20 protein-coding genes are annotated in these 24619 nt (G+C 67.6%); 10 read left to right on the forward strand and 10 right to left on the reverse strand.

All coding sequences use genetic code 11. The annotated features are described in order from the left end of the window. The first annotated feature begins 23 nt into the window (after window positions 1-23). Entirely contained in the window at window positions 24-1181 is a 1158-nt protein-coding gene (locus DFLDMN_RS25045) for an alanine racemase (protein ID WP_423200468.1), read from the forward strand. Window positions 1182-1209: 28 nt separating this feature from the next. On the opposite strand, the gene DFLDMN_RS25050 is transcribed toward DFLDMN_RS25045, so the two are convergent. The 4 genes from DFLDMN_RS25050 to DFLDMN_RS25065 all read right to left on the reverse strand — a co-directional run bounded on the left by DFLDMN_RS25050 (window position 1210) and on the right by DFLDMN_RS25065 (window position 5050). After that, entirely contained in the window at window positions 1210-1620 is a 411-nt protein-coding gene (locus DFLDMN_RS25050; RefSeq protein ID WP_423200469.1) for an Hsp20/alpha crystallin family protein, read from the reverse strand. Window positions 1621-1671: 51 nt separating this feature from the next. Then, entirely contained in the window at window positions 1672-2115 is a 444-nt protein-coding gene (locus DFLDMN_RS25055) for an Hsp20/alpha crystallin family protein (RefSeq protein ID WP_423200470.1), read from the reverse strand. A gap of 229 nt (window positions 2116-2344) precedes the next feature. Further along, window positions 2345-3340, reverse strand: a complete 996-nt coding sequence (locus DFLDMN_RS25060) for a Bug family tripartite tricarboxylate transporter substrate binding protein (protein WP_423200471.1) — start codon at window positions 3338-3340, stop codon at window positions 2345-2347. Between the two features lie 66 nt (window positions 3341-3406). Next, the gene (locus tag DFLDMN_RS25065; protein WP_423200472.1) at window positions 3407-5050 is read right to left on the reverse strand and encodes an acyl CoA:acetate/3-ketoacid CoA transferase; all 1644 of its coding nucleotides are present in this window, start codon (window positions 5048-5050) and stop codon (window positions 3407-3409) included. A gap of 216 nt (window positions 5051-5266) precedes the next feature. On the opposite strand from DFLDMN_RS25065, the gene DFLDMN_RS25070 reads away from it, so the two are divergent. Further along, on the forward strand, window positions 5267-6055 hold the full coding sequence (locus DFLDMN_RS25070) for an IclR family transcriptional regulator domain-containing protein (RefSeq protein ID WP_423200473.1): 789 nt from the start codon (window positions 5267-5269) through the stop codon (window positions 6053-6055). 78 nt (window positions 6056-6133) lie between these two features. On the opposite strand, the gene DFLDMN_RS25075 is transcribed toward DFLDMN_RS25070, so the two are convergent. The 5 genes from DFLDMN_RS25075 to DFLDMN_RS25095 form a co-directional block, all read right to left on the reverse strand. After that, window positions 6134-7357, reverse strand: a complete 1224-nt coding sequence (locus DFLDMN_RS25075) for an MFS transporter (RefSeq protein ID WP_423200474.1) — start codon at window positions 7355-7357, stop codon at window positions 6134-6136. A gap of 264 nt (window positions 7358-7621) precedes the next feature. Then, window positions 7622-9163, reverse strand: coding sequence for a GMC family oxidoreductase (locus DFLDMN_RS25080; protein WP_423200475.1), 1542 nt, complete (start codon window positions 9161-9163; stop codon window positions 7622-7624). Window positions 9164-9201: 38 nt separating this feature from the next. Further along, window positions 9202-10197, reverse strand: a complete 996-nt coding sequence (locus DFLDMN_RS25085) for an alpha/beta hydrolase fold domain-containing protein (RefSeq protein WP_423200476.1) — start codon at window positions 10195-10197, stop codon at window positions 9202-9204. Between the two features lie 144 nt (window positions 10198-10341). Beyond that, window positions 10342-11283, reverse strand: a complete 942-nt coding sequence (locus DFLDMN_RS25090) for a pirin family protein (RefSeq protein WP_423200477.1) — start codon at window positions 11281-11283, stop codon at window positions 10342-10344. A 116-nt stretch (window positions 11284-11399) separates the two neighbouring features. Further along, window positions 11400-12335 carry a LysR substrate-binding domain-containing protein gene (locus DFLDMN_RS25095; protein WP_423200478.1) on the reverse strand — a complete coding sequence of 312 codons (936 nt, stop codon included), beginning with the start codon at window positions 12333-12335 and terminating at the stop codon, window positions 11400-11402. Between the two features lie 155 nt (window positions 12336-12490). On the opposite strand from DFLDMN_RS25095, the gene DFLDMN_RS25100 reads away from it, so the two are divergent. The 7 genes from DFLDMN_RS25100 (at window position 12491) to DFLDMN_RS25130 (ending at window position 21509) form a co-directional block, all read left to right on the forward strand. After that, window positions 12491-13108 (forward strand): isochorismatase family protein, encoded by a 618-nt coding sequence (locus tag DFLDMN_RS25100; protein WP_423200479.1) that lies wholly within the window; start codon window positions 12491-12493, stop codon window positions 13106-13108. A gap of 40 nt (window positions 13109-13148) precedes the next feature. Beyond that, the gene (gene tehA / locus DFLDMN_RS25105; protein WP_423200480.1) at window positions 13149-14243 is read left to right on the forward strand and encodes a dicarboxylate transporter/tellurite-resistance protein TehA; all 1095 of its coding nucleotides are present in this window, start codon (window positions 13149-13151) and stop codon (window positions 14241-14243) included. Window positions 14244-14425: 182 nt separating this feature from the next. After that, window positions 14426-15004 carry a BON domain-containing protein gene (locus DFLDMN_RS25110; RefSeq protein WP_423200481.1) on the forward strand — a complete coding sequence of 193 codons (579 nt, stop codon included), beginning with the start codon at window positions 14426-14428 and terminating at the stop codon, window positions 15002-15004. Window positions 15005-15311: 307 nt separating this feature from the next. Further along, on the forward strand, window positions 15312-15650 hold the full coding sequence (locus DFLDMN_RS25115; RefSeq protein WP_423200482.1) for a hypothetical protein: 339 nt from the start codon (window positions 15312-15314) through the stop codon (window positions 15648-15650). Between the two features lie 74 nt (window positions 15651-15724). Beyond that, window positions 15725-17026, forward strand: a complete 1302-nt coding sequence (locus DFLDMN_RS25120) for a TolC family protein (RefSeq protein WP_423200483.1) — start codon at window positions 15725-15727, stop codon at window positions 17024-17026. Beyond that, the gene (locus DFLDMN_RS25125) at window positions 17023-18390 is read left to right on the forward strand and encodes an efflux RND transporter periplasmic adaptor subunit (RefSeq protein WP_423200484.1); all 1368 of its coding nucleotides are present in this window, start codon (window positions 17023-17025) and stop codon (window positions 18388-18390) included. The genes DFLDMN_RS25120 and DFLDMN_RS25125 overlap by 4 nt, the downstream gene beginning before the upstream one ends. Beyond that, the gene (locus DFLDMN_RS25130) at window positions 18387-21509 is read left to right on the forward strand and encodes an efflux RND transporter permease subunit (protein ID WP_423200485.1); all 3123 of its coding nucleotides are present in this window, start codon (window positions 18387-18389) and stop codon (window positions 21507-21509) included. The genes DFLDMN_RS25125 and DFLDMN_RS25130 overlap by 4 nt, the downstream gene beginning before the upstream one ends. Window positions 21510-21629: 120 nt before the next feature. On the opposite strand, the gene DFLDMN_RS25135 is transcribed toward DFLDMN_RS25130, so the two are convergent. Next, window positions 21630-23087 (reverse strand): PQQ-dependent sugar dehydrogenase, encoded by a 1458-nt coding sequence (locus tag DFLDMN_RS25135; RefSeq protein WP_423200486.1) that lies wholly within the window; start codon window positions 23085-23087, stop codon window positions 21630-21632. Between the two features lie 382 nt (window positions 23088-23469). Between DFLDMN_RS25135 and DFLDMN_RS25140 the strand changes: the two genes are divergently transcribed. Beyond that, window positions 23470-24522, forward strand: coding sequence for an alpha/beta fold hydrolase (locus tag DFLDMN_RS25140; RefSeq protein ID WP_423200487.1), 1053 nt, complete (start codon window positions 23470-23472; stop codon window positions 24520-24522). Window positions 24523-24619: the final 97 nt, after the last annotated feature.

Here is a 24619-nt window from a genome sequence, read left to right on the forward strand (position 1 = left end):
GACGCGAAGTCCGCCTACCCGCCATGAATCTGCAGCAACTCGAAACCCCGCTCCTCGTACTCGACCGCGTCAGGATGGCGCGCAACATCGCGCGGCTGCGCGAGCGCCTGGCACCGTCCGGCGTCACGCTGCGGCCGCACGTCAAGACCAACAAGTCGGCCGAGGTCACCGCGCGCATCGGTGCGCCCGGCACGCCCATTACGGTTTCCACGCTGAAGGAAGCGGATTACTTTCTCGCGCACGGCTGGCAAGACATCCTCTATGCGGTCGGTATCGTGCCGACCAAGCTGCCGCATGTGGAAGACCTGCTGCGGCGCGGCGCGCGGCTCACGCTGCTGCTCGATAACGTGGAAGCGGCGCGCGCGCTCGCGGCGTGGTCGCGCGAGCGTGGGCTGGAGGTGCCGGTGCTGATCGAGATCGATACCGACGGCCATCGGTCGGGCGTCAAGCCGGAGGACCCTGCCCTCCTCGACATTGCGGCGGCGCTCGCACCCGTCGCGGATCGCGCGGTGGCGCCGACAGGTCATGCCGGTGCATGGGTAGCCGGCGTGTTGACGCATGCGGGCGACTCGTACAACTGCCGCTCGCCCGAGGCCATCGAGGCGCTGGCCGAACAGGAGCGTGCCGGCGCCGTACGCGCTGCCGAACGACTGCGCGCGGCCGGCCACCGTGCGCCGGTCGTCAGTGTCGGCAGCACCCCGACCGCGCATTTTGCGCGCTCGCTGGCGGGCGTGACCGAGGTGCGTGCCGGGGTATTCGTGTTCTTCGACCTCGTCATGCACGGCATCGGCGTGTGCGACACGGACGATATCGCGCTGTCCGTCCTCTGCACGGTGATCGGCCACCAGCGCGAGAAAGGCTGGCTGATCACCGATGCGGGCTGGATGGCGATGTCGCGCGACCGCGGTACCGCAAGGCAGCCGGTCGACCAGGGCTACGGCCTGGTGTGCGATATCGAAGGCCGGCCGCTGCCGGACCTCGTCATGATCGACGCCAATCAGGAGCATGGCATCGTCCGCCACCGTACCGATGCCGCCGCCACGCCGATGCTGCCGATCGGCACCGTGCTGCGCGTGCTGCCGAATCACGCCTGCGCCACCGCGGCGCAGCATGGCGCCTATACGGTGGTGGCAGGCGGCACCGAGGTGGAGGATCGGTGGGAGCGCTTCAGCGGCTGGTAAGCACGTCGCGCCAGCCGCCGCCCCGGCTTCAGTTACCGGTCACCTCGATCCTTCGTGGTCGCGCTTCCTCGCGGCGCGGGATGGTGAGCTTCAGCACGCCATCCTGCAGATTGGCCATGATCCTGGCGGTATCGAGATCCTGACTGATGGCAAACGCGCGCGCGAAGCGCGGCTGTTGCAGTTCCGCGTACTGCACGCGCAGATTGGACGACACCGGCACTTCGGCTTGCGCCTCGATCGAGAGCGTGCCGTCATGCACCTTGACCTCGAGTTTCTCCAGCGGCACGCCAGGCAGGTCCGCCCACACGGTCACGCCCTGTGCGTCCTCGACGATGTCGACCGGCGGCGTCAGCGCCGTCGCGCGAGCGCGCGGATCTTGCGACCGCTGGCTGGCGACCTGCGACGATTGGACGGGCGTCAGTTGAGTCGTATCGCTCATGATGGTCTCTCCGGAACAATGGAAGGATGGCAACAAGGGGATGCGTGCCGCTTACTGGACAGTGATGGCGCGCGGGCGCGAGGCTTCGCGCTTGCCGACCGTGATCACAAGGCAGCCGTTGGTGTACTTCGCGGTGACCTTGTCAGGATCCGCGCTCTGCGGCAGCTCGATCACCCGGCGGAAGGCCCCCGCAAAGCGCTCCTGGGCATAGGCCCGCGTCGCTTCGGCACCGGTCTCGTGCGCGGTCTTGCGTTCGCCACTGATCGTCAGCAACCCTTTGTCGACCGAGACGTTGAAATCGGCCGCGCGCATGCCCGGGGCAAATGCCACGATCTCGACGGTGTCGTCGGTGGCCCCCACATTCACCTGCGGAAATGCACCGTAACGCGATGCGCGCAGGCTCGACGGAAAGCCGCCGCCCACGAGATTGGCCACCTGCCGCTGCATGCGCTCGAACTCAGAGAAGAAGTCGTTCCCGAACAAGAAGTCGCTCATGTCTGTGCTCCCATTTAGCAAGTATCGGAGTGCATGGATTCGCACTCGCCAGGAGTCCGGTTCGACCGGAACGACTCTAAATTATTGGCGCCTTTTCGGTTTTCAAGACCCCGGAATGCACAAGCTCGCGCGCCGGGCCATCGGCGTTTCCGCACCGGGCGCGGGCGATTTTTAGCGCCCGCTACAATTTGCGCCCGGCCCGGTCATCCCCGCAACCACCGGCGACGGCTCAATCGCTCTTGATACCGTTGTCCTTGATCACCTTGCCCCACTTGACATAGTCATCCTTGATGCGTCCCGCAAACTTGTCCGGCGGCAGGTACGACGCCACCGTGCCGACGCCCAGCATCTTCTGCTGCACGGTGGGATCGGCCAGCGCGCCCTGCAGCGCATCGGACAACTTCTGCACCACGTCCTTCGGGGTACCGGCCGGCGCCAGCAGCCCTGCCCACGAGGTGGCATCGAAGCCCGGGAAGCCCTGCTCGGCAATGGTCTTCACCTCGGGGGCAAAGCTCACGCGCCGGGCCGAGCCCACCGCGATCGGGCGCAGCTTGCCGGCCTTGATATGCGGCAGCGCGGCGATCATGTCGGAGAACATCATGGACACCTGCCCCGCCAGCAGATCGGACATGGCGGGCGCGCTACCCTTGTAAGGGACGTGTTGCACCTCGAAATGACCGACGTTCTTCAGCAGCTCGGTAGACAGATGACCGAAGCTGCCATTGCCCGAGCTCGTGTAGTTCATCTTGCCCGGATTGGCCTTGACCTTGGCGATGTACTGCTGCAGGTCCGTCACATCCGGCAGCACCTGCGGATTCACCACCATCACGATGGGCAGCTCATACGCGTTGCCGATCGGCGCGAAGTCCCTGGCTACGTCATAGGGCTTGCGCGGCATCAGGTGCGGCCCGAGCAGGGCCGGCGTGGCCAGCATGACGATGGTGTAGCCATCGGGCGCGGCCTTGGCCACCGCGTCGGTACCGATGGTGCCCGATGCGCCCGGGCGGTTGTCGATCACGACCGGCTGCCTGAGCGTCTCGCTCATCTTCTGGCCGATGATGCGCGACGCGGTATCGGTCGGCCCGCCGGCCGGGAACGGCACCACGAGGCGGATCGGCTTGTCGGGGAAACCCGGCTGCGCGATGGCCAGCGTGGTAACGCCTGGCAGCAGGGCCGCCAGGGCGAGCGCGTTGCGCGCCAGAAACGCGCGACGTTGGTGTTGCATGGTGCTTCCTCCAGTGTGTGGCCGGTCATGCCGGCCGTCTCCTAATTCTTGTTGCGACGCCCACGGTCAGAGCGTCATCACGCCCGGCCGGAACAGCCGTGCGTCCATCCGCCGCAAGTCTTCCGCCACGGCCACCGGCGTGGCGCATTGATCGAGCACGTCGCGCTGCAGGTCGACGCCCGGCGCGATCTCGGTCAGCGTAAGGCGCGGCTCGCCGTGCGCATCGGCGCGCATCTCGAATACGGCACGCTCGGTCACGTACAGCACCGGAATGCCGAGCGACGCCACATAGGGGCCGTTGAAGCTCAGGTGCGATACCTCGGGCACGATCTTCCTGACGCGCCCCTCCTTCACGATGGCGAGCTGACCATCCTCCGCGCGGATCTCGAGTCCACCCACGGTCATGGTGCCCATGAACACCACCACGCGCGCGCTCTGCGTGATGTTGATAAAGCCACCTACGCCCGCGATCAGCGCCTCGTCGCCGCTGCCGAACTTGCTGACGTTGACGTTGCCGTGGCCATCGAGTTCGGCCAGGCCCAGGATGGCGAGGTCGATGCCGCCACCTTCATAGAAATCGAACTGGGCCGGCTGATCGACCACGGCTTCCGGATACGCCGAGGCGCCAAAACTGAGACCGTCCGCCGGCGTCCCGCCGATGGGGCCAGCCTCGACCGTGAGCGTAAAACCGCCGAGCCCGGCCTGATGCGCCAGCGCGCCCACCGCGGCTGGCATGCCCACGCCGAGATTGACCACGCGCGGCTGGCGCGCGGCAAGCTCCATCACGGCGCGGCGCTGCACGATCGTGCGCGCATCGAGCGGCGCGGCGGCGGGCGGCAGCGCCTGTGCCTCGTTCGCCTTGTGCGCGGCATCGGCGGCCTCGCCGCGCCAAGGGCGCACATACGTCTCGTTAAAAGCCTCGGCGAATGTCATCTGGTGATGCGCGGGCTGTTCGCTGACCACCACGTAGTCGACCAGGATGCCCGGCACATGGATCGCCTGCAGGTTCTCGTGATAATCGACGATCGACTCGACCTGCGCGATCACGATGCCGCCCGAGTTATGCGCGGCCTGCGCCATCGCCAGCAGCTCGTGGTGAAACGCTTCGCGATGCGTGCTCAGGTTGCCGCGCGTATCGGCCGCGGTGCAACGGATCAGCGCGCAGTCGATGCGGAAGCTCGGGTAGAAAAGATATTCGTCACCGCGGAAGTCGATGGCCTCCACCCAGTTGGCAGTGCCGGCGGCAATCGCGTCGTGCGCGCGCTGGTTCAGTGCGCCGCCGTGATAACGCGGATCTTGCGCAGTCCGCGGATCGACAAACGTATGCAGGCCGATCTTGCTCAGCACACCCGGCTTGCCGCCGGCAATCGCGCGATACAGGTGCGTCAGCACGCCTTGCGGCAGGTTGAAGGCCTCGCATTGCTCCTGCAACGCCAGCGTGGCGAGCCGTGTGGCCGAGCGCCAGTGGCCGCCGACAATGGCGCGCGTCATGCCGGCATTGCCGAAGTGGTTCACCCCGCGCGCGCCGCGATCCCCCTGCCCGGCCGAATAGACCAGCGTCAGGTCGCGCGGCAGCCCGTCGCGCAGAAAACGCTGCTCCAGCGCCTCTGTCACGCCCTCCGCATGCCCGGCCCCGACGAACCCCGCGCTGGCGACGGTCCAGCCGCTCTGGACGAGCGCCGCGGCCTGCGCGGTGGTGATTACCTTCATCGATGTCTCCTGGATTCTGGTTCTGGCGCGGGTCTGCCGATCTGCCGCCGGCGTCGCCATCGGTAATGGTTTGCCCCGACCCGCGAATCGCGAACATTTGTTCGCAAAACGTTTATCATACGGATCGACCGCGCGAAAGCAAGTCGGTGCTGACCCCTAACGTTGCGCCGTTGCCAATCGCTCCACTGACCTTTTCACCTGTCGACATCCCGGAACATGCCCCGCGGCGAAACCCTAGAAAATCCCAGGAAGGAGGAACTGCTCGACTCCCTGACCAAGGGCCTCGCGCTGTTGCGCCTGTACGCCACCGGTGCCGGCGGCCTGACCATGCAGGAAGTGGCCGAGCAGCTCGACGTCACGCGCGCGGCCGCGCGCCGGCTGCTGCTGACGTTGATGCACAACGGCTACCTGACGCAGGATGGCCGCCACTTTGTGCTGACGCCCAAGGTGATGGACCTCGGCTATGCGTTCTTTGCGTCGATGAACCTGCCGCAGCTGGCGCGGCCGTATCTGCAGGCGCTATGCGCGGAAGCCGGCGAAAGCGCGTCGATCGGCATGCTCGATCGCGAGTCGGTGGTACTGGTCGCACGCGAGGAACCCAGCCAGCTGCTGCGCGTGGACATGGCGATCGGGCGGCGCATGCCGGCGTATGCGCATTCGCTGGGACGGGTATTGCTGGGTGGACTCGACGACGACGCACTCGCCGCCTATCTGGCCGCGGCCGAATTGCGCAAGCTCACGCCCTTCACCGTCAGTTCGCGCAGTGCGCTCGCGCGCAAGCTCGCACAGGTGCGCACCGATGGTTTCTGCGTACTGATCAGCGAACTCGCGGACGGCTTTGCGGGGATTTCCGTGCCGCTGCGCGACCAGACCGGCAAGGTGGTGGCGGGTCTTGGGCTGAGCATGGTGCTCGGCAGCCGCGACGCCGCCTACCTGGAGAAGCATTACCTGCCGCCGCTGCGCCGGGCCGCCACCGAGATCGAGGCCATTCTCAAGGCCCGGTAGAGCGCCCGCTAAAGCGCCCGCTAAAGTGCCCGCAGGAGGGCCCGCAGAACGGCACGGTAGCGACGGCGAGCGCCGCGGCTATGCGGCCAGCCGCGGCGCCGGGATTCGCGAGAGGAAGGCAAAGCCAATCTGGATGGTGCCGACCACCAGGCCGAGCGTGGCGCCGATCTTCCACGCGGTGGCGTAGTTATGCGTGAGGTCGTACAGCCAGCCGCCACCAAAGGCGCCGATAAAGCTGCCGATCTGGTGACTGAAGAACGCTACGCCCGCGATCATCGCCTGCCAGCGCAAGCCAAACGTCTGCGCGATCCAGCCTTGCACCAGCGGCGACACACCGAGCCATAGAAAGCCCATCACCGATGCAAATACCATCGTGCTGCCCGGCGACGGCATGGCATGGAAGAACCAGATAAAGCCAAGCGAGCGCAGGATATAGATGCTGCCCAGCAGCAACAGCTTGTTGACGCGGCCACCGGCCCAGCCGAAAAACAGGCTGCCCAGCACGTTGAAGCCGCCGATCAAGCCGAGCGCCTGCGCCGACAGCATCGGGTCCATGCCGCAAATATCGAGATAGGCCGGCAGGTGTGTGGTCAGGAATACCAGCTGCATGCCACACACCGTATAAGCGAGCGACATCACGACGAACGGCGGATGCCGCAAGGCCCCCAGCAGCGCATGGGTGCCGCTCTGCTCGGCATGCCCTGGCACCGGTGGCGGGCGCGAGCGATCGACGCGGCCCGCGTTCCATGCCGCCGGCAACATGATGAGCGCGAGCACCACGAAGGCGGCGACACCCATGCGCCAGCCCCAGTCGCGCGCGATCGATTGCCCCAGCGGCGCCGCCAGCATGGCGCCAAGCGAGCCCGATGCGGACACCAGGCCGAGCACCATGCTGCGTACCTGTGGCGACACCGCGGCCGATGCGGTCGCCATCGCCATGGCGGTGCCGGTGGTTGCCATGGCGGTGCCGATCAGCAGGCCCGCCCCAACGATCACTGCCCACAGCGAATGCGATGTGGCCAGCAATACCAGCCCCACGAGATATAGCAGCGAGCCGCCGACCATCAGCGGCCGAAACCCCACCCGTACCGCGAGCGCGCCGGCGAAGGGTTGCAGGATGCCCCATGTCAGATTCTGGATCGCCACCGCGATGGTGAAGTCGCCGATCGAGATGCCGATATCGCGCGTCAGCGGTGGCACGAAGATGCCAAGGCTCTGGCGCAGCCCCATGGCGAGGGACAACATGACGGAGGCGCCGATCAGGATCGGCAGGACGGGACGCAGGGCGTGCAGCCTGGACATGAGGAGGAGTCTCTCGGAATCGTTCTTGTTATCGACCGCCATGCTGCCATGGTTTGGGCGACTCTGCTGTCAAATTCCGCGGCGTTACGCCACAACAACGCATCGCGTGCCGCCAGGCAGAATGGCGTCCGCCTGGCGCCCCGCGCCAGGCACGCAATGGCTGGCCTTCTCCTCCGTTGGCTGGCCTCCTCCATTGGCTGGCCTCCTCCATTGGCTGCCCTTCTCCTCCATCGGCCGGTCTCCTCCTCCGTTGGTCTCCTGCGCTTATGCGTCTGTTTCCAGCAGTCGCCGGCTGATCATCTCGGCGAGCATGATGGTGGTGACATTGGTCGCTACCGACGGGATGTCCGGCATGATCGAGGCGTCCACCACATGCAGCCCTTGCACGCCGCGCACGGCGCCCTGGGCATCGACCACTGCGGTCGGATCGTCGGCGCCGCCCATCGGTACGGTGGAGGTTGGGTGCGCGTAGCCATCGACCGACGCGATCACGGCCTGCCGCAGCGCATCATCGTCCTGCACCTCGCGGCCCGGCGTCATTTCGAATTCGACCGTATCGCTGAACGGCGCCGTGCGGCCAATCTGTCGCGACAGTCGCACGGCTTCCAGCATGCGGCGCAAGTCGCTCGGGTCGTTGAAGAAGTTGTAGTGAATGATCGGCATCGCGCGCGGATCGCGGCTGGCCAGCCGCACCGTGCCGATCGAATTGGGCAGCGTGACCGCGCAGGCGAGCACGATGGCACCGCCGGTCGGGCTCTGCGCCGGATCGAAGATATGCGTGCCCGAGATATGCAGGTCGAGCTCGCCCAGCCGTGCCTCGCTGGACTGGGTCCAGATCATGGCGCCTGCGACCGGATCCATCGCACGCGCGTGCCGCTTGAGTGCGTAGACGTTGTAGTAGAACGGATGCTCCTTGAGGCGCTCGCCCACCGCCGCATTGACCACCACGGGAATATCGAGCGCCTTCAGGTGCGCGGCGGGACCGATGCCGGAGCGCATCAGGATGGCCGGACTGCCGAATGCCCCCGCCGAAAGAAAGACCTGGCCCGCGGAGATGGTCTCGCCACTGATCAGGCGCACGCCGCAGACTCGGCCGCCTTCGAAGGCAACGCTGTCCACTTCGGCTTCGCCCACGATGGTGAGATTGGGACGACGGCGGACCTCTTCCGACAGATACGCCATGCCCGTATTGATGCGGCGCCCATCGACGACGTTCAACGGGTATGGCGACACGCCATGCTGCTCGGCGCCATTGAAGTCGCTCACACGCGGCAATCCCGCGGCCTCCGCCGCCAGCACGAACGCCTGCATCGAGGGCGTGATTTCCTCCATGGTGCGCTGGCGGATGGGGAACGGCCCCGTGCGACCATGCCACGCATCGTCGCCGGTGGGCGTGTTCTCAAGCGCCTTGTAGACCGGCAGCACCTCGTCGAAGGACCAGCCTTCCACACCGCAGGCACTCCAGCGCGCGAAGTCGGCGCGCCGCGCCCGCATGGCCACTGCCGCGTTCACCGCCGAGCTGCCTCCGAGCACTTTGCCGCGGAGTGCGGTGACGTCATGGCCGAGGCCGATATGGTCCTGCGTGCGGTATCCCCAGTCGTGCGCACGGTCGCCGCCGACGCGGTTGGCATTGGCCAGGACGTCCGGATAGGCACCGGGTGCGTAGGCGCGGCCGGCCTCCAGCAGCAGCACGTCGCGGCTGCCATCGGCACTCAGGCGGTTGGCGAGCACGGCGCCCGCGGAGCCACCCCCGACGATGACGACGTCGAACGATTTGCCAAATGCGATTTCAGGTTGGATGGTCATAAGGTTCTCCTTGCGTGACGGATGCGCTGCGATTGGGTTTATGCGGTGGCGTTCATGCGGTGGGGTTCATGCGGCGGCGCAAGCTGGAAGGCGTCGGCGAGGAAACCGGCCGCGCGGTCAAGCGCCTTGCGGCTGCTCTCCAGGTGCGGGACATCGAGCTGGAATACGTGGTGCATGCCCTCCCATATCTCGAGGCGCACCGGTACGCCTGCCTGCGCCGCACGCGCCGCGTATTGGCGCGAGTCGTCGAGCAGGCGTTCGTCGCTACCAACCTGGATCAGCAGCGGGGGCAGATCGCGCATGTCGCTGTAGAGCGCCGAGGCGAGGGGATCGCGCGCGTCGTTGGCGCACAGGTACTGACGCGCGCAGTGCTGCAGGTATTCGAAGCCGATCAGCGGGTCCTGCACGGCCGGATCGGTCATCGAGGCGCCGCTGAAGGCGAGATCGGTCCAGGGCGAGAACGCAATACCGGCCACTGGCATGACCGGGCTGGCGTGCCCGGTCCGCGGCGACTGGACGGCCTGTCGCGCGCGCTGCGCCAGGCGCGCCAGCGTCACCAGCGTCAGGCCCCCGCCGGCCGAGTCGCCCACCACGGCGATACGCTCGTACCCCTGCGTCACCAGCCACTGCCATGCCGCCAGCGCGGCGTCCGCCGCCGCCGGCACTGCCGCCTCCGGCGCCAGCGGATAGTCGATGACCAGCGCCGCGATACCGGTGCGTTGCACCAACTGGCTGGCAAACCCGCGGTAGGCCGCGGCGGAGCCCTGCACAAAGCCGCCGCCATGGATAAACAGCATGGCGGCACGCGGCTCGGCCTGCGACGGCCGCACCCACCAGCCTTGCACCGCGTCGTCGCTTACCGGCGTCAGCGTCACGTCGCCCACCACGGGGCAAGCGACGATAAAGGCATCGTAGATGGCGCGTGGCGCGCCCCGCGCGGTTTCCCAGAAGCGGGCAAAGTGCTGCCGCAGGGCCTGCTCGCGCGCTTGTTCTTCGGCATCGATGCCAAAGGTGATGGTATTCACCTCGACCATGGTCAATCTCCAATATCAATCAACAGAAAAGAAGAGCAGACGGCGCGGCGAAACCGGCAACAGCGAACCGGGCGGCGGGCAAAAGGAAGCCCCACCGCGCGGGCGCAGGCGCGCGCGGACTGTGCGAATCACCACTGCGGAAATCTAGGTTGGCGCGCGGAGGAAGCCGTCGTTGGCGTAGCGGGTCAGCGTCCGCTGCATCCCGGCCCCGGCCGACGCCACGCGCGAGCCGTGCCTCACCATGGCCTCGCGCACGGGCCGGCCGGCCATCAGAACGAAATGCACGGCGTTGCTGCTCGGGGCAGGGGCATTCGCGCCAACGACGCGCCTGCTGGCCGCCACGCCACCTGGCTGGCGCGCCTCGAGCACGATCTCCGCCTGCGGGCCGGCGGCGATGGTCATGGCATGTCCTTGCGGGAGGACGCATGTCTCGGCCGCCCCTCGCACGGTCAACGCGCCGGCCACGGCATAGAGCCACGCCTGCCGTCCAGGTGGCAGCACATGGGCAAAGCGCGCACCGGCCTCCAGGAACCCGTCGAGCAACGTCATTTCCTCGGGGGTGCCCTCTGCGCCGAGCGTTTCGCCACTGCGCCCCAGCACCACGCGTATGCGCTGGCCCGGCCCGCGGATCACCGCGGCCTCCTCGGCGCGCACATGCAGCGCTCGCGCCGGCGCATGGCGCAGCGCCGCGGGCAGGTTGACGAACACCTGCAGCGCGTGCACGCGCGCGCCCTCCTCGGGGCGCTCCTCATGGGCGGCGCCTGCCGCGGCCGCCAACCAGTAGAGGTCTCCGGCCTTGAGCGCCAGGTTGTGGCCGAGCGTGTCGCGATTGATGAAGTGGCCCTGCGTGTCCTCGAACAGCACGGTCACGGCGGAGATGCCGGCGTGCAGATGAGGCGCGAAGGTCGGCCCCGTCATGACGAAATGATCCACCATCAGCAGCGGATCCATGGCATCGCCAAACATCTCTTCCGAGAAATGCCAGGCGGTAAAGCCGTCGCCGACCTGCTGGGAAACGCCGGCGACCGGCACGCCGAGCCGGCGCGGAGCACCGGCAGGTTTCGTTTCGTTTGCGGGTTTGCGCATGTCCATCACTCCCAAAGGCGTTCGCTGTGAAACGGACTTTAGGAGGCGCGTCGTCGGCCGAGAAGTCGTCGAAATTCAGATGCAACGTCCAACCAGCTGGAAGATGAACCGCCAGGCTACATCAGCACGGCTTTTGGAAACTCCGCGGCAAGGTGATCGAGAAAGGCCCGGACCGACGGTAACAGCCCTTGCCGGTAGGGAATCAGGGCGGTAATCGTCGAATCGCCGGCGATCCACTGCGGCAGTACGCGCCGCAACGCACCCGACCGCACCGCCGGGCGGCAGACATAGCCTGGCAGCGCCACCACGCCCAGTCCCTGGATGGCCGCCTGTTGCAACCCGACCATATCGTCGCTGACCAGCCGTGGCGTCAGCGGAATCACGGTCTCGTCCTTGGCCTGGCTGGCGTGGCGCAGCCGCCAGACCGGCGCCACGCCGCCCCGCATCATGAACAGCGAGGCATGGCGCTGGAGATCCTGCGGAGTTTCGGGCGCGCCATGGGTATCCAGGTATGCGGCACCGGCAAACAGGAACCACGGCGCCGGCGCCAGGGTTCGCTGCACCAGGTTCGAGTCCGGTAACGGGTCCGAATGCGCCCGCACGGCGACGTCATAGTTCTCGCCGACGAGGTCGATGGTGCGGTCCGTGGCATGGGCGACGATATCGACCTTGGGAAACTGCTGCAGAAAGCTCGTAATGATGTCCGACATGGCGAACTGCATGGTCGCCACGCCCGCGGTGCAGCGCACCGTCCCGGTCGGATCGCTGAGCCGGCAGCGGATGGCCGTCTCAGCGAGCTCGGCCTCGCGCAGCATTGCCACGGCGTGCCGGTAGAACTCCTGCCCGGCGTCGGTCATGCCAAAGCGGCGGGAGGTGCGATTCAGCAGCCTGACGCCAAGGTTGCCCTCCAGCTGCTGCATGCGATGGCTCAGCGTGGATTTGGGAACCTGTAGCGTCCGCCCGGCCGCGGTAAAGCCACCGCGATCCACTACCTGCACGAACAGAAAGAAATCGTTGAGATCCAGCACGCCGCCCCCGATCGTCCAACCCATTAGATATTGAGTTGCGATTTTGCCGTCTTCTGGGCCGATGGACCAGTCTCTAGCATTCCCCTCACACGAGAGCGATCGTGCACCGGACGTGCTTCCCGTGCGCCGGCCCCCGCGGGAATCCCGCCACTACCACCGTAACCTTGAAAGGAAATGTCATGACAACGCGTACCTACGAACCGCTCACCGCCGACAACGCTGCCCTCGTGCTGGTCGATCACCAGGTCGGCCTGATGACCGGCGTCCGCGACTATTCCACCGGCGAGCTCAAGCACAACGTCGTCGCGCTGGCCAAGGCGGCGCGGGCGCTGGGGCTGCCGATCGTGGTCACCACCACGGCGCGCGACAGCATGTGGGGGCCGACCTTTCCCGAACTGGTCGAGGCGCTGCCCGGCATCGAAATCATCGACCGCTCGTCCGTCAATGCCTACGACGACGAGCGCGTGGCGCGCGCCATCGAGGCCACCGGCCGCAAGAAGCTGATCTTCGCGGGCATCTCGCTCGAGGTGTGCGCCGCCTTCCCGGCCATGACGGCGGTCGCGCGCGGACTCGATGCCTATGTCGCCGTGGATGCATCCGGCACCTTCAGCCAGACCAAACGGGACGTGGGCCTGTTGCGCATGCAGGCGGCGGGTGTGGTCGTTTCCGACTACGCTACGTTGATGGTCGAAATCCTCAAGGATAATGGCCGGCCTGAGGCGGGACCGGTCTATGCCGCGCTCGACATGCCGTGGGCGACGCTGGTGGGACAGGTCGCGCAGGCCTATCGCCGCTGATACCGCTGGATCCGCCACACACGCTTGCAAGGGAACCGGGATGTCCAGACAATCGACTCCGCCAGCGCTGCCACTGGTGCCATCGTCCTTCTTCGGGATCGTGCTGGGCCTGGCCGGGCTCGGCAGCGACTGGCGCGCGGCCCACGCCGCATGGGGACTACCCGCTGCCATCGGCGAATGGATCTATGCGGCAGCAGGCGGCGTCTGGACCGTTGTCACGGTGTTGTTTGCCTTGAAATGGGTGGTCGCCGTGTCCACGGCGCGCGAGGAAGCGGAACATGCGGTGCAGTGCTGCTTTATCGGCCTGGCCGGCGTGGCGACCATGCTGGTGGCGCAGGGTGCGTTGCCGCACTCGCGCGCACTGGCGATTGCACTGTTTGTGCTCGGGGCCGGATTCACGCTGCTGTTTGCGCTCTGGCGCACGGGCGTGCTCTGGCGCGGCGGCCGCGATGCCGCTGGCAATACCCCGGTGCTGTACCTGCCGACCGTGGCGGGCTCCTTCGTGACCGGCATCGTCGCGGCAGCGCTCGGCTGGAAGGAACTGGCCGAACTGGCATTCGGGGCGGGCGTCTTCTCATGGCTTGCCATCGAATCGGTGCTGCTGCACCGCTTGTACACGGCCGCCGCGCTGGCCCCGGCCTTGCGTCCCACGCTCGGCATCCAGCTTGCGCCGCCGGCAGTCGCGGCCGGGTGCTACGTGGCGCTGGGCGGCAGTGCGGATCTGTTCGCCCATATGCTGATCGGTTACGCCGTGCTGCAGGCGTTGCTGCTGACGCGGCTGATCGGCTGGATTCGCGAGCAGCCGTTCAGCGCGTCGTACTGGGCCTTCACCTTCGGCGCGACGGCCCTGGCCGGCGCCGCCACGCGATTCGCCATCCAGACCCCGGACGGATTGTTCGCCGGACTGGCGCCGGTGTTGTTCGCACTGGCCAACCTGCTGGTGATCGCCGTCGCCGTCGGCACCTTGCGCCTGCTGCTGCAGGGCCGGCTGTTGGCGCCTGCGACCCTTGCCACGCCGGCGACGGCTACCGCTGCCCCTGGCGCCGCAGCTGCCGCCCCGGCGGCCCCGGCGGCCCCCGCCGACCCGGTCGACCCGGCTGACGTTGGGCCGGGCACCCAGGTGCCCGGTCACTGACCGTACCGCCGTGCCCCCCGGCACGGCAGCCGTTGCACACGGTTGTAAATCCGCACGACGGTACCTGGTCCACGGACGCCCTTATGCGCCGCGCACGCGGTGCCGGGCGCGGTCCCGCAGACGGTATGGAATTTGCGTCCCGGTACCCATGTTCAGACGTGGAATGGCTACCGGAGACCCTTATGGCACAGGAAAAGACCTACGAAAACCATCACGACGACGGCACCGGCAATTCGCGCGCCGCGCACTATGCCGAACTGCGGGACCGGGACGATCGCAGTGGTCCCTATCGCCATGGCGGCACGCCTGGCGACCATCGCTGGCGCAGCGGCTACGGCAGCGCGCGCGGCAGCGGCGCGCAAGGGAGTGGCGCACAAGGGAGTGGCGGGGATAGCTGGCAGAGCCAGGGCACGGCGCCGCGGCGCACCGGCCCCAAGGGCTATACGCGCCCGGATACGCGTATCTACGAGGATGTGTGCGAGCGCCTGATGGAGCTGTCGCGCGTCGATCTGCGCGAGGTCGAGGTCAACGTCGCTGACGGCGTGGTCACGTTGACCGGCTCCGTGCCCGACCGCCGCCAGAAGTACATCGTCGAAGAGATTGCCGACCAGGTATTCGGGGTCAAGGACACCGACAACCAGTTGCGCGTGGTGCCCGGCACCGCGCATACCGATTGGGCGCAACAGGCGGCGGAACCTGGCCTGACGGGGCAGCTGGGCCAGGCAGGCGAAAGCGCAAGCCAGAATGTCGGCAAGTCGTGAGCGGGCGCCCTGGCGATGACCTGCGGATGACCCGCTGAGTACGTACTGAGCGCGTCCCGACCGCGTCCCCATCACGTCGGATCACGTCCCGAGATCGAAGCCGCTGCGGGGGTGAGTCAATTTGCCGCGGCCGCGCACCCCGTGCGCATGCGCCGCCGAGGCGCTATGCTACGCGCTGTCCTGGATATCATCCTTTCCCGTGCGGCTTCTGGCACGCCGGCATCCCTGGATAGCCGGCCTTCTCCTCGTGGTCTTCCTGTCAGTGCAACTGGCAACGGCCGCCGTCGCCTGTACGACGGGCGTCGGTATGCTCGCGCCCGCGGTACAGGCGGCCTCGATGGAGACCATGGCCCACTGCGCCGACATGGCTGGTCATGCCACGGCGCAACCCGGGACGCCGACGGCAGCCCCAGCCTCGGTCCAGTCCGATCACCAGGCAGCGCTCTGCATGGGCCATTGCCAGGCCGATACCAAGCACGCCGATCACGCCACGCCGCAATTGCCGGCGTTCGTGCCGTTGCTGGTCGGTATCGTGATCGCGGCGCCCTTGCGGGAATCGGCCGCGCTGCTGGCCACCGACGGCGCGGCACAACCGCGAGCACCGCCCCCGCCCCACGCCATTCTTCACTGCTGCCTGCGCACGTAGCCTTCGCCAACGCACCACTATCTGGTCGCTCCCCGCCATAGCCGGGAGCGGTGGTTGTCGTTTCCGGAGGCTTTATGTCTTTCTCCTCTTGTCTGAGGCGCGCGCTCTGCTGCGCCTCGGCGCTTGGCATGTCGGTGGCGCTTGCGGCGACACCGGATGCCACCCCCGCGTTATCGCTGGAAGAAGCCGCCGCGCTTGCCACCGCGCATGCGCAGGACGCCGAGAATACGCACGGCGCGATCGAAGCCGCGGTGCAGATGGCCGTTGCGGCGGGTCAGCTCCCCGATCCGGTGCTGCGCGTCGGGCTGAACAATGTCCCGACCGACGGCCCGGACAAGTTCTCGCTAAGCCGCGACTCCATGACCATGCGTTCCATCAGCGTGGCGCAGGAACTCACGCGCGGCGACAAGCGCCGTGCCCGCGCCGCCCGCTTCGAGGCCGAGGCGGCTTCCGCCGACGCGCAGCGCATCGTGGACGTGACCAACGTCCAGCGCGCCGCCGTGTCCGCGTGGCTCGACCGCTGGTACGCCGAACAACTGGCCGCCCTGCTCGGCCATCATTCCCATCCGCTGTCGCTGGCACTCGATGCGGCCAACGCCAGCTACCGGAGCGGCCGCGGCAGCCGCGCCGACGTGCTCGCCGCCCAGCTCGAAGTCCAGAAGCTGCGCGACCGTGAGGGAGAGAACCAGGCCGCCCTCGATACCGCCACCGTCAATCTGGCACGCTGGATCGGCGCCGACGCCAACCGGCCGTTGCGTGCACGGCCGGCCCTGGACATGCCGGCGCGCGTGGCGCAACTGGACCAGGTGCGCTATGACGGCGTGCCTGAAGTTGCCGCGGCCGCGCGCGACGTGGCGCTGGCGGAAAGCGAGGTGCGCGTGGCAGACGAGTCGCGTACGCCGGATGTGACTGTCGAACTGATGTACAGCCAGCGCGGCTCGGCCTATTCGAACATGGCGTCGCTGAACGTCAGCGTGCCGCTGCCGTGGGATCGCGCCAATCGCCAGGATCGTGCGTTGGCGGCGCGCCTGGAACAGGCCAGCGCCGCGCGCGCCAGGGCCGAGGTCGTGCAACGCAATACCGCCGCCCTGGTGGGCGCACGGCTGGCCGAACTACGTCGCAATCGCGAGCGCCTGCAACGGTATGACGACGCCACCGTGCCGCTCGCCAACGCACAGGTTGACGCGGCCCTGACCGCCTACCGCGCCAGTACGGGCACGTTGCAGGCGGTCGCCGAGGCGAGCCATCGCGCCATCGACACCGCCGTCGAGCGTCTCGCGCTGGAGCAGCGCACCGCGCGCATCTGGGCCGAACTGGCCTTTCTCGTCCCGCTTCCCACGGCCCAGACCGCCGCCGCCGCCCAGGAGCACAAATGAACCAACGACTGAAGATCGCGGCAGCCTGCCTGCTGTTGCTGGGGACCGGTGGCCTGGTCGGCTGGGTTGCCGGTGCGCGCACCGATCACCGCGCCACGATGGTGCCGCAGGCGTCCTCCGCGCCCGGCACCGCCATGTCCGCCTTGGCCACCATGGCCGGCACGCACCACGGGCCCGCCGCCAATGCCGCGCCGGCGGCGGCCGGCGTCGACCCGCAGACGGGCAAGAAGGTGCTGTACTGGCACGACCCGATGGTGCCCGGGCAGCGCTTCGACAAGCCGGGCAAGTCGCCTTTCATGGACATGCAACTGGTGCCCGTCTACGCGCAGGACGATGACGGGGGTGGCGACGGCGTCGTGATCGATGGCCGGGTGGCACAGAACCTCGGCATCCGTACCGTCGAGGTGAAAGCCGGCCCGCTTGGCGCCGTGCTGGAGACGCCCGGCAATGTCGCCATCGACGAGCGCAGCGTGTATGTCATGCAGGCGCGCACGGCGGGCTTTGTCCGGCATGTCGGGGTCCGGGCCACGCTGGACCCGGTCAGGCGTGGCCAGGCACTGGTCACGCTCTACGCGCCGGACTGGGTCGCCGCGCAGGAGGAGTACCTCGCCGTTGCCCAACTGCCCGCGGCGGCCCGGGGCGAGCTGGAAAACGGCGCGCGACAACGCATGCTGCTGGCCGGGATGACCCCCGCGCAGGTCGATGCCGTGGTGCGGTCGGGACGGATGCTGCCCGACCAGGCGGTGGTGAGTCCCACCGATGGCGTGGTAACGGAAATCGCGGTGCGCGAAGGCATGACCGTCACGCCCGGCACACCGCTGTTCCGTCTTGCCGATCTTGGCCAGGTGTGGATCGTGGCCCAGGTGCCGGAGACGCAGATCGGCGCGGTGGCGCCGGGACAATCCGTCAGCGTGACCGCCAGCGCGTTGTCGCAGCCGAGCGCCGGCAAGGTCGACGCCATCCTGCCGGACATCGATGCCGCCACGCGCACCGTCAAGGTTCGTATCGTGCTGCCCAATCGGCAGCACCGGCTGCTGCCGGGCATGTTCGCCACGGTGCGCTTCGCCGGCACCGATCGCCCCGATGCACTGCTGGTCCCGAGCGAGGCGATTATCCGCACCGGCCAGCGCAACGTGGTCATGGTCGATGCCGGCAAACGCGGCTACGTGGCCACGGAGATCCACACCGGACGCGAGGCGGCCGGCATGACCGAGGTATTGTCCGGCCTGCAGGCCGGACAGAAGGTGGTGGCATCCGGCCAGTTCCTGGTCGACTCCGAGGCGAGCCTGCGTGGCACCTCGGCCCGACTGGAGGCCCCCGCCGACCCACCGCGCGACGCCGCGCAGGCAGGAGAGCGACCATGATCGCGCGCATCATCGAGGCGTCGATACGCAACCGCTTCCTCGTATTGCTGGCCGCCGCCATGCTGGCCGCGTGGGGACTGTGGGCGGCGCGCACCATTCCGCTCGACGCGTTGCCCGATCTCTCCGATACCCAGGTCATCGTGCGCACGCCGTTTCCGGGGCAGGCGCCGCAGCTTGTGGAGAACCAGGTCACGTATCCGCTCACCACCACCATGCTGTCGGTGCCGGGGGCCAGGAGCGTGCGCGGCTATTCGTTCTTTGGCGACTCGTTCGTCTATGTCCTGTTCGAAGACGGCACCGATCCCTACTGGGCTCGCTCGCGCGTACTCGAGTATCTCAACCAGGTGCAGGCGCGCCTGCCGGCTGCCGCCCGCCCGGCGCTGGGCCCCGACGCCACCGGGGTCGGCTGGATCTACGAATACGCGCTGGTCGACCGCAGCGGCCGGCACGACCTGAGCCAGTTGCGCGCGCTGCAGGACTGGTTCCTGCGCTTCGAACTGAAGTCGTTGCCGAATGTCGCCGAGGTGGCGTCGCTAGGCGGCATGGTGCGGCAATACCAGGTTGTACTGAGGACGGACCGCCTGCGCGCCTACAACCTGTCGCAGGCCAGGGTGCTGGCCGCCATCCGCAATGCCAACCAGGAGGCCGGTGGCTCGGTGCTGGAACTGGCCGAAGCGGAGTATATGGTCCGGGCCAGCGGCTACCTGAAGACGCTGGACGACTTCCGACAGATCCCGATCGAAACCAGCCGGGCCGGCATTCCGGTGCGGCTCGGCGATGTGGCGATCATCCAGCTCGGACCGGAGACACGGCGTGGCATTGCCGAGCTGAATGGCGACGGCGAAGTCGCGGGCGGTGTCATCGTGATGCGCTCCGGCAGGAACGCGCTCGACACCATCGAGGCGGTCAAGGCCAGGCTCGCGACGCTGCGCAAGAGCTTGCCGGAGGGCGTGGAAATTGTGACCACCTACGATCGCTCCGGCCTGATCCGCCGCTCGGTGGACAACCTGTCGCACAAGCTGGTCGAAGAATTTGTCGTGGTGGCACTGGTATGCGTGCTGTTCCTGTTTCACCTGCGCTCCGCACTGGTCGCCATCGTATCGCTGCCGCTGGGTGTGCTGGCCGCGTTCCTCGTCATGCGATACCAGGGCGTCAATGCCAACATCATGTCGCTGGGCGGCATCGCGATCGCCATCGGCGCGATGGTCGACGCGGCCGTGGTGATGATCGAGAACGCGCACAAGCATCTGGAACGCTGGCATGCGGCCCATCCGCATGCCGCGCCCGACGACGCCAGCCGCTGGCGCGTGATTGCCGAAGCGGCCATCGAGGTCGGACCGGCGCTGTTCGTCTCGCTGCTCATCATCACGCTGTCCTTCGTACCGGTCTTTACGCTCGAGGCGCAGGAGGGCCGGCTGTTCGCGCCGCTGGCGTTTACCAAGACTTATGCGATGGCCGCGGCGGCGGGTTTATCGATTACGCTCGTGCCGGTGCTGATGGGCTATCTCATTCGTGGACGCATTCCGGCCGAGCACGCCAATCCGCTCAACCGGCTGCTGATCCGCCTTTATCGCCCGGCGCTGGCCAGGGTGCTGGCCTATCCGCGCCTGACCATCGCTGTGGCCGGGATCGTCCTGCTGGCCACGGCCTGGCCGATCCTGCGCATCGGCGGCGAGTTCATGCCGCCGCTGGATGAAGGCGACCTGCTCTATATGCCGTCGGCCCTGCCTGGCCTGTCCGTCGGCAAAGCGGCCCAGTTGCTGCAACAGACCGACCGCCTGATCCGCACGGTGCCGGAAGTCGCGACCGTGCATGGCAAGGCGGGACGCGCGGATACCGCGACCGATCCGGCGCCGCTGGAGATGTTCGAAACCACCATCCAGTTCAAGCCACGCGACCAGTGGCGGCCCGGCATGACGCCGGACAAGCTGGTGGAGGAGCTCGACCGCGTGGTAAAGGTGCCGGGCCTGTCCAACATCTGGGTGCCGCCGATCCGCAACCGCATCGACATGCTGGCTACCGGGATCAAGAGCCCGGTCGGCATCAAGGTGGCCGGCGCGGACCTGCGCGAGATCGATCGTATTGCCACGCGCATCGAGGCGGCGGTCAAGACCGTTCCCGGCGTGACGTCTGCGCTGGCGGAACGGCAGGCGGGCGGACGCTATGTCGACGTCGACATCGATCGTATGGCCGCGGGCCGTTATGGCCTCAATATCGCGGATATCCAGAGCATCGTCTCGTCCGCGATCGGCGGCGATACCGTTGGTGAGGTCGTGGACGGCCTCGCGCGCTATCCCATCAACGTGCGCTACCCGCGCGATTACCGCGATTCCGTGGCACAGCTGCGGCAGTTGCCGATCGTTACCGACAGCGGCCAGCAGATCGTGCTGTCGGATGTCGCGCGGGTCGGGGTGGTACAGGGTCCGCCCATGCTGCGGAGCGAGAACGCGCGGCTGTCGGGCTGGATCTATGTCGATATTCGCGGCCGCGACCTCAGTTCGGCGGTCCACGACATGCAGGCGGCGGTCAGCCAGGCGGTACCGCTGCCGGCGGGATACTCGCTCAGCTGGTCGGGTCAGTTCGAGTACCTGGAGCGCGCCAGCGAGCGACTGCGCATCGTGGTGCCGTTCACGCTGCTGATCATCTTCGTGCTGCTGTACCTGGTGTTCCGGCGCATTGGCGAGGCACTGCTGATCATGGCGACCTTGCCGCTGGCGCTGATCGGCGGCTTCTGGCTGCTCTATCTGCTCGGCTTCAACCTTTCGGTGGCAGGCGCGGTCGGTTTTATCGCGCTCGCCGGCGTGGCGGCGGAATTCGGTGTGATCATGCTGCTGTACCTCAAGCAGGCCTGGCAGCACCGGCTCGATGGCGGGCAGCACGATACGCACGCACTGCTGTCCGCCATCGAGGAAGGCGCGGTGCAGCGCGTGCGGCCCAAGGCCATGACGGTGGCGGTGATCCTGGCTGGCCTGCTTCCCATCATGTGGTCGCACGGCACCGGCGCCGAGGTCATGCAGCGCATCGCGGCACCGATGATCGGCGGCATGATCACCGCCCCGCTGCTCTCGCTGTTCGTGGTGCCGGCGGCATATCTTCTGATGCGCAGACGCCGCGCGTGACAGCAAGGCGACAGGACGCGGCATAACAAGCATTATTCGAGATAGTGCGTGTCATGGAATGCTATAGAAAACATGACAGCCGCTGGCGCCATCGCTGCGCCAGCGGCCCGGTCGACGCCGTTACTGGCCGCGCTGCAACCGTAATACCTGGCCGCTGGTAGCCGATCCGCCCGGGTCGGCCAGTATGTAGAGCTCCTGCCCGGCATCGGTGCCGAACGAGTACACCGTGCCGGGCAGCGGTAGCGACCAGTCGACCGGCTCGGCCACCATGCCGTCCCGGTACGCAAAGCTCATCAGCCTGCCCGTGCACAGATCGGTGTAGAAATATCGCCCCTGCAGTTCCGGCACGGCGCTGCCGCGGTAGACGTAGCCGCCCAGGATCGCGCATGCACCGCTGGCGTGGTCGTATTCGAACGCGGGCGGCGTCATGCCCGTGGTGTCGCAGGGCGCGGCGCCGACGCACTGCGTGCCTTCGAGGCGTGCCCAGCCGTAGTTGAGCCCGGCGGCCTCCGCCGTCTGCACGTTGACTTCCTCGCGCGCACTCTGCCCCACGTCGGCGATATAGACGAGCCCGGAGGTATCAAACGAGAAGCGCCACGGATTGCGCAGGCCGCGCGCCCAGATTTCGCCGCGGCCGCCACCGCTGCCCACGAACGGATTGTCCGGCGGTATCGCATAGCTGTTGCCGCGCACATCGATGCGCAGCATCTTGCCGAGCAGCGAATTCGGGTTCTGCGCATTGCCGGCCGGATCGTTGGCGCCGCCGCCATCGCCGGTGGCGAGGTACAGCATGCCGTCGGGGCCGAACGCCAGTTGGCCGCCATTGTGATTGGACGCGCCACCATGCGCGATCGACAGCAGGACGGTCCCGGTGGCGTTGGCCACGTCCGGATTGCCGGTGGAGACCTGGTAGCGTGCCACCGTGATCGCGCCATCCGCGGCGGTGTAGTAGACGTAGAAGCGGCCATTGCTCGCGTAGGACGGATCGAATGCCATCGACAACAGGCCGCGTTCGCCGTCGGTGGTTGTGAGCGCGCTGATATCGAGGAACGGCGTGGCCACCAGCGTGCCATCGCGGATCACGCGAATCCGCCCCGGGCGCTCCACCACGAACAGCCGTGAGTCATGGCCGGGCGCGGTCAGGTAGATCGGCGCCTCCAGGCCGCCCGCCACCGTGGCCAGCGAGAGCCGGAAGGTCTGCGGAGCGCCATAGGCGACGGTCACCGCGGGCGATGTCCCCACCGCCACCGTGGCGGTTTGCGTGGTCTGCCCCGGCGCGTACACGGAGGTACCGGTCAGCACGTTGCCGGCGGTGATGGTGTAGGTGCCCGCCGCCAGCCCGCTTAGCGTGATGCTCCTGGCCACGTTCTGCTGAAAGCCTTCCGGTCCCGTGACCGAGATATTGGCCGGCGTCCCGTCCGGCAAGCCCTGCACGGTGAGCGCCAGGCTACTGACCGGGCCCGGGCCATCGGGGCCTCCGCCCGTGCCGCCCGCATCGCCGCCGCCCCCGCACGCGGCCAGCCCCAGTACGCCACTCCCGAGGACCACCCCCAACCACCGCCGGAATGTGCAATTCATGGCTGCCTCCTGATGGATTCATTGTCATGTTGGAGCGGGGCATTGCAGAAATGACACGGGCCCGACCGGCCAGGCCGCGGCCCTGCCAGCGTACGGCGCGAGCCGGAGCGGTCAGAACAAGGATGGCCACGAGGCAGCGCAAACTCAAGCAAAAACCAGGCTAGAAGCGGGCCGGAAGCAGCCAAGGCGGCGCGCCCGCGGCCTGAGGGCGGCGCCGGGGGGCGGTCGCGGCGCGGCTTTGTATCCGTATATGTGACCCCGGCTACCGAATACATGACGATACAAAACCGGTAATCTCGGACACATGCCGCTTGCGGGGCCGCCTCAGACTCACATCCATCGACGTATGACCACCCGCCCAGGGACAACCGGAGAGAATGAGATGAAGGAAAAGATCGACCTGCCCCGCCGTGGCTTTCTTGGCACCGCCGCGCTGACGCTGGCGGCCGCCCAGTTCGGTCTGACCCAGGCCGCCCACGCCCAGAGCAGCCTGGCCCGCGCGGCCGCACTGCCGGCCACCACCCCTGGCACGCATACGAGCTTTGGCGCGCTCAAGCACGTCAACGCCGGGGTGCTGAATGTGGCCTATGCGGAAGCTGGCCCGGCCGACGGTCCGGTTGCACTGCTGCTGCACGGCTGGCCGTATGACATCTATGCCTTCGTCGACGTCGCTCCGCTGCTGGCCGCGCGCGGGTATCGCGTCATCATGCCGTATCTGCGCGGCTACGGCGCCACCACGTTTCTGTCGCCGGACACCATGCGCAACGGCCAGCCGTCGGCGATGGCGACCGACATGATCGCGCTGATGGACGCGCTCAACATCAAGACCGCCGTGGTCGCCGGCTTCGACTGGGGCGCGCGCACCGCCGACATCATGGCCGCGCTGTGGCCCGAGCGCTTCCGCGGACTGGTGTCGGTGAGCGGCTACCTGATCGGCAGCCAGGCCGCGGGCAAGCAGCCGCTGCCGCCCGAGGCCGAGCTGCAATGGTGGTACCAGTTCTACTTCGCGACCGACCGCGGCCGCGCGGGCTACCAGAAGTACACGCATCGGTTTGCCCGCCTGATCTGGCAACTGGCTTCGCCGAAGTGGAAGTTCGATGACGCCACCTTCGAGCGCAGCGCGGCTGCGTTCGATAACCCCGATCACGTCGAGATCACGATTCACAACTATCGCTGGCGGCTCGGCCTGGCCACGGGCGAGGCCAGGTTCGACGAGATCGAGAAGCGCCTGGCCGCGGGTCCAACCATCGGCATCCCGACCATCACCATGGAAGGCGATGCCAACGGCGCGCCCCACCCGCAGCCGAGTGCCTATCGCAGCAAGTTCACGGGCAAGTACGAACATCGCGACGTGACCGGCGGCATCGGCCACAACCTGCCGCAGGAAGCGCCGACCGCCTTTGCCCAGGCCGTGCTCGACGTCGACAAGTTCTAAAGCGGCATTGGCCCGCAGGTAGCCGCCCGCGAAAATCGTGTGCAATCTTGCCAGCAGCTCGCGCGGCCCATCCGAGCGCCTGCCGCCCCTCCGCAGC

The organism is Cupriavidus sp. H19C3 (assembly GCF_049393815.1).
GTDB lineage: Bacteria > Pseudomonadota > Gammaproteobacteria > Burkholderiales > Burkholderiaceae > Cupriavidus.